The organism is Coleofasciculus sp. B1-GNL1-01, assembly GCF_040220235.1.
Taxonomy (GTDB): Bacteria; Cyanobacteriota; Cyanobacteriia; order Cyanobacteriales; family Coleofasciculaceae; genus Coleofasciculus.
Map to the genome: position 1 here is coordinate 36,397 of NZ_JAVJTO010000048.1, position 13,020 is coordinate 49,416.

Consider the following 13,020-nt stretch of genomic DNA (forward strand, 5'->3'; position numbering starts at 1 on the left):
ACGGTTTCTGGGTTATTTCAAGGAGGCGGAACCTCCTCAATAGCATTTCCTTTTCATACCTGGAACGAGACTAAGCAGTCAGGGCGGGTTTTGCAGATAGGTTATTATCAATGGCGAAACGATATATCCTAAACCCGCCCCTACTCACCATCAAACCTCCACCACGGCTTGCTGATACACCTGTTGTGTTACTTTAACTAATCGTTGCATGGCGGTTTCTAATTCGCGATCGCTTGCGGTTAAACTAATCCGAATACACTGATGCTGGTGTTCCCAGGTATCCCGTAATCCGGGGAAGAAGGTGTTTCCAGGGACGGCGATTACTCCCACCTGCTTTAACTGTTGATACAAGTCCCAATCGGTTATCGGTAAATCTTTGAACCACAACCAGGCAAAAATAGCGCCTTCACCCCGATGTAAAAACCACGGTAAATCTTGGGGCATAAATTGATTCAGCGCTGTTTCTAATACGGTAAACTTGTGCTGATAATAGGGACGAATCACATTAACAGAAATCTCAGCCAATGCGCCAGAACTAATCGCCTGTGCAGCAATGGCTTGTCCGTAGCGGGAGGAATGGATGCACAGATTCGTCTGGAAGGATTGCAAAATATCAATCCTATCCGGATCACCAATAGCGACGCCAATTCGTTCTCCGGGGAGTCCGGCTTTGGATAAACTCAGACAATGGATAATATTATCACCAAAAATTGGTGTCATTTGGGTAAAGTTTAATGCCGGAAATGGCGGCGCATAAGCCGAGTCAATGAACACTGGGATATGATAAGGTGCGGCGAGTTGGGCAATTTTTCGCACCTCATTATCGGTGAGAACGTTCCCTGTGGGATTACAAGGACGAGAAAATATGACACATCCGGTATCTTGATTAATTTTCAATTGACTGAAGTCGGGACGATATTTATAACGATGCGCCGCTTCGTCAATCTCTAGGCTGGGTTTATAGGCGATTAGGGCTTCTGGGGTTAAGCTGACGCCACCGTACCCGGTATAATCGGGACTCAGGGGGAGAACGATTTGTTTTAACTCACCCGCTTGGGTATAGCCGCCAAAGGCATTTGCGCCGTAGAAGTAAATGGATTGAGAACCGGGAGTAATTAAGATATTCCGTTCAGTTAGACTCAAGCCATAACGCTGATTGAAATCTTTTGCGATCGCGTCAATCAAGGGCTGGTATCCTTGAGATGACCCATAACGGCAAACCACTTCTCCGTAGTCGGGACTTGCCAAGAGTTGGGCGGTACAGTCTCGCCACAGTTGTTCCACCTCTGGCAAAATCACCGGATTTCCCGCACTAAGATTAATGAACTCCTGTCCCTGACCTAATCGTAACGTTTCAATAATATCCTTCATAATAGCCCGGACGCCCGTCAGGTTGGACATCTGAGTACCGAATTGAGTGAGAGACGGTTCTATCATGCGCGATCGCTCTTGTTACAGCAGTTAACTTGCTTTACCCCAAATTGAGTCAAATTTACTGATTCACGGGGACTGTACTCATTTAACCGCAAATTTCCCCACCCGACTCCCCCAATTCTCCGTCCTTTTCTCAACTGGGGAGCGTACTATAGGTAAGGTGAACGCATAGACTGGGAGAACAACCACGGCTTACACACGTCCCCTCGCTCGACTGATCGAGCAACTACAACGCTTACCTGGAGTGGGTCCTAAGACCGCTCAACGATTGGCATTACATATTATTAAACGCTCAGAGGATGAAGTCAAAGCCCTGGCGCAGGCTTTAATTGAGGCGAAAAAGCAGGTTGGCTTGTGTCAGGTTTGCTTTCACCTGTCGGCTGAATCGGTTTGTGATATCTGTCGTAATCCGAATCGGGATAAAACAACGCTTTGTGTGGTAGCGGATTCCCGTGATGTGATTGCGTTGGAGAAAACACGGGAATATCGGGGAAATTATCATGTTCTCGGTGGTGTGATTTCTCCCATGGATGGAATTGGACCCGAACAATTACATGTTGAACAACTGGTGCGCCGCGTTAGCCAGCAGAAGATTCAAGAGGTAATTTTAGCGATTAGTCCGAGTGTGGAAGGGGAGACGACAACGCTGTATGTTGGTCAACTGTTGAAACCGTTTACAAAGGTGACTCGGATTGCTTTTGGTTTACCCATGGGTGGGGATTTGGAATATGCGGATGAGGTGACATTAGCACGGGCGTTGGAAGGGCGGCGAGAGTTGGATTAGTTATTTGTCATTTGTCATTTGTCATTTGTCATTTGTCATTTGTCATTTGTCATTTGTCATTTGTCATTTGTCATTTGTCATTTGTCATTTGTCATTTGTTGATTGTTCATGGTTGATTGGTAATCCTCTTCCCCAGCTCCCAGACGCGCCATGGCACGTCTCTACATCACTCCCCCAGCTTCCCCGCTGCCTTCCGCCTTTTGCCTGCCAAGATCCTTCATCGAGTCACTTCGATATAAATATGCTCTAATCGTACAGGTTGGCGAGTGATTGAATCTAGGGAAATGCCTTCAAATCGCTCAATTATTTCTTTTAAATCTAACGCTTCGGGTAACCAAAAGGCTAAATCATTCCCGTAGCGCCGATGGGTGAAACCGAGTTCTGTCGCCCGCGCGATCGCACGTTCCTCTTCTTGTGTTTGGATAATCACAATTTCTTGGGCGGGAATCCGTTGGCGCAGGCGGTCTAAACTCCCTTCGACGAGGATTTTTCCGCCTTTGAGAATGCCAATCCGCTGACATAGGCGTTCGGCTTCATCGAGTAAGTGAGTGGTTAATAAAATTGTTAATCCTTGACGTTGAAGACGGCGAATCAAGTCCCAAACTTCATATCGGGCTTCAATATCTAAACCCGTTGTGGGTTCGTCTAAAATGACCAGTTTCGGCTGATGAACCAGGGCGACGGCTATATTTAAGCGTCGCTGCATTCCGCCACTTAAGGTTTCAACGGGACTTTGGGCGCGATCGCATAGATTAACGGCGTCTAAACAGGTGTGGACTTGTTGTTGTCGTTGTCGCTTGGTTAAGCCATAGATGCGGGCAAAAAAATGCAGGTTTTCGGCACAGGTTAAGGTTTTATAGAGTAAGTTTTCCTGGGGGGCAATTCCGATTAGGGTTTTGGTGGCGTCGGAGACGGGTTGGTGATTAATGGTGATTTTGCCACTGTCGGCTTTAAGTAGGTTACAGATAGTATTAATTGTGGTTGTTTTTCCGGCGCCATTGGGTCCGAGTAATCCGTAAATTTCTCCGGGGTGGATGTGCAGGGTGAGATTTTGTAGAACGTGGCGATTGCCGTAGGATTTACAGAGGTTTTCGATATGCAGCACAATGAGTAATACATAAAATAGGACAATTTTATGAGTTTCTGACACGGACTAATTGAAATTTCAAAAATCTCAAATGGGAGGTTGCCAAAATTGTCAAAGGCTAAAGCCCTTACTACAAACCTACTCCCCTCTCCCCTGGTGGGAGAGGGGCTGGGGATGAGGGGGTTTCGCCTTAAGTTGACACCAGTGACGTCGGTGCGCCCCTACGAAGATTTATCTGATATCATAACCTTCGCTCAACTCTCAGCATCCGCTGATAAGATAACCATCCGGCTACTACCATAATTAAGGCAAATACGCCCAAAAACCAAAAATGTTCCCGGATATCCGCCAATCCCGCGCCATTTGCCCACACACCTAGCAGCGCTTCGTTGATATGGTAAATCGGGTTAAATTGGGCGATGTCTAGCAAGGTGTCGGGAAATAGGGAGGTGGGTAAAAATGCGCCGCCTAAAATTAACAGAGGTACGCCAAATGCTGCAACCAAGGCGTTTACATCCTCCGTGCGACGGGCAAACTGGGTACCGAGGATGAATCCCACTCCCACATACGCCATGATACTCTGTAGAATGATCAAGATGCCTAAAACTAGAGACCCCTGAAACTTAGCACCCCAACATGCTGCGATCGCATAAACCAAAACGGCTTGACCCCCAGCAATGGCGCTATGGGCGCAAAAGATACCTAGAAAATAGGATATGCCACTTAAGGGTGAGATGAACAGACGTTTAAGGGTTTGCTGTTCTCGTTCCCCTACCACTGTGGCTACCGTACCCCCCAGACAGCTAAAAAATAAAGCAGCACCTGCCAATGTCGAAGGGGCGGCATTTTCAAAGGCTTGCGCCATCGACAATTGGGCGCGTTCTGCCAATATATAACCGTTGAGTAATAATACCGAAATGGGGAAAATTCCCCAAAACACCAGACTGCGGCGTCTTCGCCCCAGTTCGATTAAAATGCGCTGGGCTACAGCTAATGTTTCATGCCAATAGTTCATTTAATTTTTCTGTCGGGGCGGGTTTCATTATTATCCTCTCTAAATGCGAGAACTAACCTGTCAGTGTCATCAGTGTGTGACTAACCTCTCACCTCCCTACCCCCATCTCTCCAATAAATCCGTGAAATCAGTGTTTTAAACAATGACCAATGACAAATTAAACCGATTCTACCTTTCCCGACGCACCGCCCTGAAACTGATTGGTGTGGCTGGGGTGGGTAGTGTGATCGGATATTCTCGCTGGGCGAAACCGCAACCGACGGTTATTCAGCCGGATACCCTGGATTTACCCCGAACCCTGACTCAGCCGAAATCGGTGGTGGTTGTAGGTGCGGGATTGGCGGGGCTTAGTTGTGCCTATGAGTTGAGTCAACGCGGCTTTGATGTCACTTTATTAGAACGATCGCCTCAATTGGGCGGTAAGATTGCCAGTTGGCAAATTCAGGTGGGCGATCACGCCCTGCGGATGGAACATGGGTTCCATGGCTTTTTCCCGCATTATTATAATTTGAATCGGTTGGTGGCTGAGTTAGACATCCAGGATCACTTCCGTTCCCTGGAATTTTACTCGGTGGTTTTTCGGGATAATCGGTATCAGCCGGAAGTCTTTCGCCCTAGTCGTTCTGCTTTTCCCTGGAATGTAGTCGATTTAGCGATCGCGTCTTCCAATCGCTGGCGTTGGGGGATTAATTTGACCAAGCTGAAACATTGGCAGGTGTTTCGGGAAATTGGCGGTTTCCAAATCCCCGATAGTTTTCAGCGGTTGGATCATTTATCGGTTGCGGATTGGGTAAAGGGTGAGTTTCCCCAAGGGCTTTATGATCTGTATTTTTTACCCTTTGCTAAATCCAGTCTGAATGCGCCGGATGTGCTGAGTGTGGGCGAATTAATGCAGTTTTTCCACTTTTATTTTTTTGGTAATCCGGAGGGATTGGCGTTTAATGGGACGCGCCAGGATATGGGTAGGAGTTTGGTGGAACCGATTGCCCAGGCGATTCAAAATCGGCAGGGAACGATTGTTACAGATGCCACGGTGAGTAGCATTAATTGGCAAAATGGGCAGATTCATGCGATTGGGTATCAGTCGGGAAATACTCAACCTTCGGTGCCGTTTTGGGTGAAGCGGAATCGCAGGATGGAAACTGATGAATCTGATCAGACTGTGGACTATTACGGGGCGGGGGATGCGATGTTTGCCCTGTTTCCAGAGGAGAATCAAGCGATTTCTCTAACTTGTACCCATCAAGGCTGTACGGTACAACGCCAAGGGGATGGTCAGTTTATTTGTCCCTGCCATGGGGCGGTTTATAATTCCCAAGGGCAGGTGATTGCGGGTCCGGCGAAACGGGATTTACCTCGGTTTAACCTGATGCAACGCCAAGAGGATGAGGTGCAACTGGTGGGACTTTCGACTCCAGAGTCATCCCAGGTAGCTACGGAAACGATTCAGGCGGATTATTATGTCTTTGCTACGGATGTTCCCGGTGTTCAACATTTGTTTAAATTGGCAGAAGGGGAGGTGAATTCCCAAGTATTAACTCAGGTGGAACAATTAGCCGTGGCTGATCCCTTTGCGGTTGCCCGATTTTGGTTTGATCGGGATTTTGCTTGGGATCATAGTAATTTTACTTCTCTGTCTGGTTATCGTCTCACGGATAGTATTACGCTGTATCATCGTATCCAAGATGATTATATTCAGTGGCATAAAAAGACGGGGGGAAGTGTGGTAGAGTTACATGCTTACTGTTATAAAGAAGACGAGTTTCCCAATCAGCAGGTTCTATTAACCACGTTTGCACAGGAACTCTATGAAATAGTGCCAGAATTACAAACGGCGACGATGTTACATCGGGAGTTAGTGAATCAGAAAAACTTCTCCGGTTATCCGCCGGGGAGTTATCAGGAACGCCCAGAAACCGATTCGGGGGTAGCCAATCTATTTTTTGCTGGAGACTGGGTAAAAATGCCCTTTCCCTGTGGCTTAATGGAACGGGCGGTAAGTAGTGGATTCCTGGCGGCGAATGGGATTATACACCGGGAAGGATTGCAACGGCGATCGTTGTTATCGGTGAATCCAGAAGGCATTTTTTCAATATGATTCGTCATTTGTCATTTGTCATTTGTCATTCGTCATTCCTCAGAAACCCTTGATACACCGTAGGGTGGGTTGAGCGAAGTCGAAACCCACCAGCCTTAAACAGGAATCTCACCAACAGTACAGATAATTGTAGGGGCGGGTTTAGGGATTCAATCGTGACTATTACCGATAACGTATCAACAAAACCCGCCCTGACTTCCCCTATCCCCAATGAAGAGGAACACGCTATGATTAAAGGTGCGATCGCGAAATTAGGACTGATTAGTTTATTAGCAGGATTTTCGCCAACAATACAGGCGCAGGAATCGCCTTCCTACATTCCCCAAACAGCCGCAGCTTTGGCGCTGCAAGGGGAGGTGCAAGAATATTTAAATGCGGTGAATTTGGCGCAATTCAATTATTTTCTGGAGTATTCTCAGTTTGCCACAAGTTTAACTGAGTTAAATTTGGCGGGGTTCCAGGAAACGGAGAATTATCGCTATTTGATGTTACCTGCAAAGAATCCGCTTCAGGGTATGATTATGATTGCCCAAGCCAAAGATCCGAGATTAAAAAGTTATGCGGGGGCAGCGTTTGTGGTATCGTCGGGTGAGATTCTTAAGGGGATCGGGGGGATTTGTGAGACGAATTTGCCTTCAACCTCTCCGCCTGTGATTCCGACTGCGCCGACGTTTGCTTCTACGGGGATATTATGTCCCTTTGGTTCTCATGCGTTAACGGATTTTGATCGGGACAGAATATTATAGGGTGTGACACCGTAGGGGCGCACCGACGTGCGCCCGATTCAATGGTAAAAGATTTTGCTGTTCCGTTATTGGTGAGATAGGGCGGGTTTTGCTGTTCCGTTATTGGTGAGATAGCTGAGTTGAATTCCTAAACCCGCCCCTACAATGGATAAACCCGCCCCTACAATGGTTAAATCTGTCCCTACAATTCCTAAATCTGTCCCTACAATTCCTAAACTTGCCCCTACAATTAAATTATAACTACAATTGAATTATGACTTAGTATGACCAAATTAGACGTTCGCCAACTCGGAATTAATCTCAATCATTGGTATGTTGTCGCCCGTAGCGATGAGGTTAAATCTAAACCTATCGGCGTAACCCTTTGGCATCAAAATATTGTTATTTTTCGCGATAGTACGGGTGAAATTCATGCCTTAGAAAACCGTTGTCCCCATCGCCAGGTGCAATTGAGTCATGGTCAAGTTAAGGGGGATTTGTTGGAATGCGCCTATCATGGATGGCAGTTTAAGTCAACGGGAACTTGTGTTTTTGTTCCCTATTTAGCCGAAAATCAAAAATTGCCGAGTTGTGCAATTCGTGCTTATCCGGTGCGGGAAAAGGATGGGTTTATTTGGCTGTTTCCAGGGGAGGGTGATAGGAACATTCGACAACCGATGGGACTCCCGGAGTGGGAGCATTTGAATTATATTGCTACGGTTTCTCGAATTGACTGTAATGCCCATTATTCATTTTTAATTGAGAATTTGATGGATATGTATCATGGGCATTTACATCAGGATTGGCAAGCGTGGGCTGATCCGGTTTTGGTGGATATTGATGAGGATGAACATCGGGTGGATGCTCATTATCAGGCGCAGAGTTATTATAAAATTGATAAAATTTGGTCGATTTCTCAGTTGTTTTTTCCGGCGCTGCGGCGTTTGCATCCGGAACCGTTGGATGTGAGTTATGTTTATCCCCATTGGGTGTCGAGTTTGGGGGAAGATTTTAGGATTTATTGTTTATTGTGTCCGGTGAATTTACGGCAGACTCGTGCTTATTTGGTTCATTTTACGTCGCTGAATGCGTTTTGGCGGTTGCATAAGTTACCGATTTGGTTTCGGCGGTGGATTAAGGAGAGTTTATTTGGTTCGGCGCAGGGGTTGTTGGATGGGTTGGTGCGTCAGGATGTGCAGATGATTGAGGAGGAACAGTTGGCGTATTTGGCGCATCCGGAAGGGAGGGGGTATGAGTTGAATCGGGCGTTGGTGACTGTGCAAGGGTTGATGGGAAAGCAGGGCGATTTGTAGGGGCGGGTTTAGGGTTTTAATTGGGAATTTTGCTGATAATGTTTGTGGCAAAACCCGCCCTTGGTTAAGGAACAGTTGGTGACTGTGCAAGGGTTGATGCGAAAGCAGGGTGAATTGTAGGGGCGGGTTTAGGGATTTAATTGGGAATCTCACCGATAATGTTTGTGGCAAAACCCGCCCTTTGTTAAGGAACAGTTGGTGACTGTGCAAGGGTTGATGCGAAAGCAGGGTAATTTGTAGGGGCGGGTTTAGGGATTTAATTGTGAATCTTGCTGATAATCTTTGTGGCAAAACCCGCCCTTTTTTAAGGTTGAATGTATATTTTACGTTGGTGGTGTCAGCGTTGCGTTGATGGGCTGAAGCCCACACTACAAACTACGAACGACATTATCCTGGCGGTTTAGTAATAATTATCGCGTCTGATATGACTGTGTAGTTTTTTCCTTCCCAGATGAAGTTTAGGGTTTGTCCGGGAGATGAAGAGATTTTATCTAAGTAAGCTGTTATTCTAGCGTCGAGAAGCGGTTTGGCGCGTTTCAATTTCCAGGATTGAAAGAAATTTGAGGGGTCAATCAGAACTAAGAACAAGCGATTCGAGGCGTCAAATCGACGGATACCTTGATTTTCGTATAGCCATTTGATTAGATTAACTGGATTTGTCTGTGCTTCTTGAATCAGTTGTTCCCGAAAATTAGTGAGTTCAGAGAGTAAGGTTTGGGCGTCTTCTGACGGATAATCACTGGCTTTTTTCCATAAGTCTGAGAGTAATTGACTGTCAGGAATATTCCTGCTGAATGTGACTTGATGCTGACGCGCCCATTGTTTCAATAGTGTAAGTTCTGGACGCTTTTGTTCTGAACGACGGCACTGTTTGATGTATCCTTCAGGAAAATAAGTGACTTTCAGGTCAAAGGGAACATTATTTATAAAAAAGTCTATTTTTTTGATTAATCCTACCGCAGGTAATACTTTATCATGATCACGAAAAATATCTTCGATTATGATTGATGTCCAATGGTTATACCATGAACATAAAACGTAACCTCGCATACTATAGTGAAGCTCATTCTCGATACTGTTTGAGAGGTGATCATAGTTATGGATTTTTTTAACGTAGTTGTCTATAATTGTTCGTTCCAGGCTATTTTGATGCAGTCCACCCCAGTCGAAACTCTCTAGACGATAGAGTTGATTAACGAGTTCTGGCTCTTGTTGACGGCGTGTTTCTCGCTCTGAGGCGTAAATTTGTTGAATGGTAGAATTAATAATGGTGTCATTAATAGAGGTGGTATTAAATGCTTCTTTCAATAACTCTCGTGCTGAGGTTGTTTGGGGGGTTAAATCTGCGGATGCGAATAATTGGTATAAGTGTTCACGGCGCGATAAGGAACGTAGTTTAAGAAAACGGAGTCCGTCATTGGTTTGGGATAATTCTCTGATGCGATTGTCTCGAAACCAGGCTTGTGCTGTCTCAAAGTCCATCGGGTTAATTCTTGACTAATGGGGAAAAGTATCTGACCAACCGTGAATGGTTTTTAATTGCGAAATTTTGTTTAAATTAGCGTTAGGGTTGCCGAAAACGAGGGCAATGTCATGCTTGAGACTCCCTTTTCGGTTATCTTGGACAACGGAACGGGCTGAATAGTTACAGGGGAATTGTCCTAGATAGTTGAGAGTTGATGATGGTTCGGAACCATCTATTAGTTGTTTGATAAATGCCCAGCTTTTCTGTTGTCTGGCATTATAAATTAGGACGAGGAAGCCGTCGTCTCGCAGGATGGATGAACAGTCGGCAAAGAAGGCGCTCATGGTTTGATTGTAGAGGGTGGCGGTTTTGGCGCGTTCTTTGGCGTTTGAGATGACGATTTCTGAGTCAAAGTTGGGTTCAATTCCTAAGATGCTATTCCACAGTTCACTGAGTTCTAGGTAGGGAATGCGATCGCTGTGTGGAGGATCGGTTATAATTAGGTTGATTGATTTCTCTGGCAGTTTTTTTAATTCAGCTTGGCAAGGGGCGCAGATAATGCTACATTCTGCGTTGTTTTGGTAGAATTGATCGAGAGTTTCACTAATAGTGCTGCCTTGTAAGGGATCACCGTTTTTGATGGCGTTTAAGAGTTTGATAACGCGCCGCTCGAAACAGTTCCAAACGTTTACTTCAAAGTGTAATGGGGGTCGCCAGTAGCCAATTACCCAACTCCCGACTTCTATTTTTTTGGCGGGGTTTCCGTTGGTTTTGCCTCTGCCTGTAACGGCGAATACCATTTTAGTCATTTGTCCCGATGCGGCGGTTAGGCATAGCTTCATCGCGGGTTGGGCGGCTTGGGGAAGTTGGTTAATTTGGTTTATGATTAAGTCCAGGTTATGTTGGGCGCGACCTGTGATTAGGTCGGATAGGGAGAGTTGCGGGGTGGCGTTGATGCGGCTGTTGGCGAAGAATTTAGGGGGACGAATGGTTTGGCTTTGATAGGTTGAGAAGGTGTCGATGAGTTTCAGGTCTTCGGGTGTGGGGGGGAGTTCAAGGCGGCTGGTGCTACGATTTCCGGATAACCAAATTTGACGTAATTGGTTGTTTTGCCAAAGATAGTGGGATGCGATTCTTCCATCGTTGAGTTGATAGGTTTGGTTGATTTGGGGTTTGAGGGTTTTTTCTAGGGATAGGAAGGCTTGGCGGATGAGGGGGTAATCGGGTGGGGAGATAAGGAGTTTGGTGAGTTCGGTGGCGATGGGGTTGATGTCTATTCCGATGAAACGGCGATTCCGCAGCCGGGATTCACGGGCGGCTATGCCGGAACCGACGAAGGGGTCTAGGATGATATCGTTTTCTTGGGTGAGTTGTTGGATGGCGAGGGCGAGGGGTTCGTGGGGTTTTTTCCCCCAGTATTTGTGTAGTCTGTACCAGCCTGAATATCCAGTGGGATGAGTGATGGTTTGGGGGGATGGTTCGGGATTGTTGGTAAGTTCTAGGGTTAGTTGTTTGTACACTCGGTTTGTTTGGTTTTATCAGGTTTTGGGGTTGGGTTGGGGGCGGTTTGATTATTTTACAGGATAATTTGCTCGGCGTTGCGTTGATGGGCTAAAGCCCACACTACGAACGATGAATGTAGGGGTGGGGGAGGTTTGATTATTTTACAAGATAGTTTGCTCAGCGTTACGTTGATAGGCTAAAGCCCAAACTACGAACCTAACGGTAGGGTGACGGTGAAGGTTGTGCCGATGCCGACTTCACTGTGGACGTTGATGGTTCCACCGTGAATTTCGATCGCTTTTTTGACGATGGATAATCCCAGTCCGGTTCCGGGTAGGTTGCTGACGTTTCTCGCCCGGTGGAAGGGGTCAAAGAGTCGGGGAATGTCTTCTCTGGGTATGCCGATTCCTTGATCTTGGATCTGAAAGCATACTGTATGATCTGGGTAGGTTAGGGTGAGGGTTATGGTGCTGTTGGGCTGGGAATAGTTGATGGCGTTGGATATGAGGTTGCCGAGTATTTGATAGAGGAGTTTCTCGTCGAGGCAAACGCTGTGCTTGGTTCCGGGGGCGTTGAATTGTAGGGTTTTGCTGCTACCGGCGATGACTTGATAGTCTTCGATGATGGTTTCGCAGAATTGTTCTAAGTCCAGTAATGTGGGGTTGAGTTCGAGTTTGTCGGCGCTGGCTTTGCTGAAGACGAGAACGTCATCGAGTATTTTGGTAATTCGCCGCACAGCTTTATCGGTTCGTTGCAGTAATTGATTGCATTTTTCTTCGGTTAAGCCGTCGTGAGAACGGGCGAGGAGTTGGGCGGAGACGTAAATCATGTTCAGGGGGGTGCGGAATTCGTGGGAGACGGTTTGGATGAAGCGGGATTTGAGTTCGCTGAATTCTTTTTCGGCTTCTAATTCTCGGCGTAGGCTTTCGGCTTGATGGCGATAGGTCATGTCCCGAATTAACCAGCGCAATCCCACGATTTCTGATTGGGGGTTGAGAATGGCTGAGATGGAAATCTCCGCCGGGAAGGGTTCACTCTGGCGCGGTTTAATGAATATTTCCCAGTCTCGGTAGAGTAGGGTGGAGGGAAAGTCGGGGGAGGATAAGTGGGTGAGTCGGTTGAGTTGGGTGCGAAAGGTGCGTTTGCTTGTATCAGCAATAAACACAGCCAGGGGTTTGCCGATGAGACGCTGCTTATCTATATTCATTAGGGTAGCGGCGGCTTGGTTGGCGTCTTGAATTATACCGGATGCGTTAGTGATGAAATAGCCGTCGGGGGCGAATTCAAAGAGTTCTTGATACTTTCGGCGTTCGTCTTCTGTGGCTTGATGCGCTGCGGAGATTTCCTCGTTTCGTTCTTGGATTTCTTCGACGGCGGCTTGTAATTCTTCTAGGGTGGTGGATAGTTCAGTAACGGTTTCGGCTAGCTGAATTGAGCATTCATCGGGTGAAATGTCAGCTTCAGATTGAGCCTGTGTCAAGCGTTCCTGGGCTTGGTGAATATGCTGGTTAATGGCTTCGGTTAAGGTGTCTGAGGATAAATTTAGTTTTTTTTTGCGGATTGGTTAGGATTCATCATTTTCTCCATCACATCAGG

Annotated in this window: 9 protein-coding genes and 1 pseudogene; 4 read left to right on the forward strand and 6 right to left on the reverse strand. The window is 46.6% G+C overall.

Going from position 1 to position 13,020, the window contains the following annotated elements; genetic code table 11:
• Positions 1-150: 150 nt before the first annotated feature.
• A complete protein-coding gene (locus RID53_RS11380) occupies positions 151-1,434 on the reverse strand; it encodes a valine--pyruvate transaminase (protein WP_446388246.1) in 1,284 nt (427 codons plus the stop codon).
• A 193-nt stretch (positions 1,435-1,627) separates the two neighbouring features.
• On the opposite strand from RID53_RS11380, the pseudogene recR reads away from it, so the two are divergent.
• Positions 1,628-2,218 (forward strand): annotated as a pseudogene (gene recR, locus RID53_RS11385) (recombination mediator RecR); the annotation flags it as partial.
• 217 nt (positions 2,219-2,435) lie between these two features.
• Here the strand turns inward: recR and RID53_RS11390 are convergent.
• Both RID53_RS11390 and RID53_RS11395 read right to left on the reverse strand, forming a co-directional pair.
• Positions 2,436-3,323: an ABC transporter ATP-binding protein gene (locus tag RID53_RS11390; RefSeq protein WP_446388247.1), complete on the reverse strand. Its 888-nt coding sequence runs from the start codon at positions 3,321-3,323 to the stop codon at positions 2,436-2,438.
• 223 nt (positions 3,324-3,546) lie between these two features.
• The gene (locus RID53_RS11395) at positions 3,547-4,320 is read right to left on the reverse strand and encodes an ABC transporter permease (RefSeq protein ID WP_446388212.1); all 774 of its coding nucleotides are present in this window, start codon (positions 4,318-4,320) and stop codon (positions 3,547-3,549) included.
• Between the two features lie 142 nt (positions 4,321-4,462).
• Between RID53_RS11395 and RID53_RS11400 the strand changes: the two genes are divergently transcribed.
• From RID53_RS11400 to RID53_RS11410, 3 genes are all read left to right on the forward strand, one after another.
• Positions 4,463-6,418: an FAD-dependent oxidoreductase gene (locus RID53_RS11400; RefSeq protein WP_446388213.1), complete on the forward strand. Its 1,956-nt coding sequence runs from the start codon at positions 4,463-4,465 to the stop codon at positions 6,416-6,418.
• A 155-nt stretch (positions 6,419-6,573) separates the two neighbouring features.
• A complete protein-coding gene (locus RID53_RS11405; protein WP_446388214.1) occupies positions 6,574-7,164 on the forward strand; it encodes a type IV pilin-like G/H family protein in 591 nt (196 codons plus the stop codon).
• A 263-nt stretch (positions 7,165-7,427) separates the two neighbouring features.
• Positions 7,428-8,456: an aromatic ring-hydroxylating dioxygenase subunit alpha gene (locus RID53_RS11410; RefSeq protein WP_446388215.1), complete on the forward strand. Its 1,029-nt coding sequence runs from the start codon at positions 7,428-7,430 to the stop codon at positions 8,454-8,456.
• Between the two features lie 387 nt (positions 8,457-8,843).
• Here RID53_RS11410 and RID53_RS11415 read toward each other — a convergent pair whose 3' ends face one another.
• The 3 genes from RID53_RS11415 to RID53_RS11425 form a co-directional block, all read right to left on the reverse strand.
• Complete coding sequence (locus RID53_RS11415) at positions 8,844-9,938, reverse strand: hypothetical protein (protein WP_446388216.1); 1,095 nt, start codon at positions 9,936-9,938, stop codon at positions 8,844-8,846.
• Between the two features lie 15 nt (positions 9,939-9,953).
• Positions 9,954-11,441, reverse strand: a complete 1,488-nt coding sequence (locus tag RID53_RS11420) for a DNA methyltransferase (RefSeq protein ID WP_446388217.1) — start codon at positions 11,439-11,441, stop codon at positions 9,954-9,956.
• A gap of 191 nt (positions 11,442-11,632) precedes the next feature.
• Positions 11,633-12,904, reverse strand: coding sequence for an ATP-binding protein (locus tag RID53_RS11425; RefSeq protein ID WP_446388218.1), 1,272 nt, complete (start codon positions 12,902-12,904; stop codon positions 11,633-11,635).
• Between the last annotated feature and the right edge of the window lie 116 nt (positions 12,905-13,020).

What these genes read in the sequence shown, in the direction of transcription:
- RID53_RS11410 (WP_446388215.1), top strand. Translation starts at nt 7,428, where the DNA reads ATGACCAAATTAGACGTTCGCCAACTCGGAATTAATCTCAATCATTGG.
- RID53_RS11395 (WP_446388212.1), bottom strand. Translation starts at nt 4,320, where the DNA reads ATGAACTATTGGCATGAAACATTAGCTGTAGCCCAGCGCATTTTAATC.
- RID53_RS11400 (WP_446388213.1), top strand. Translation starts at nt 4,463, where the DNA reads ATGACCAATGACAAATTAAACCGATTCTACCTTTCCCGACGCACCGCC.
- RID53_RS11415 (WP_446388216.1), bottom strand. Translation starts at nt 9,938, where the DNA reads ATGGACTTTGAGACAGCACAAGCCTGGTTTCGAGACAATCGCATCAGA.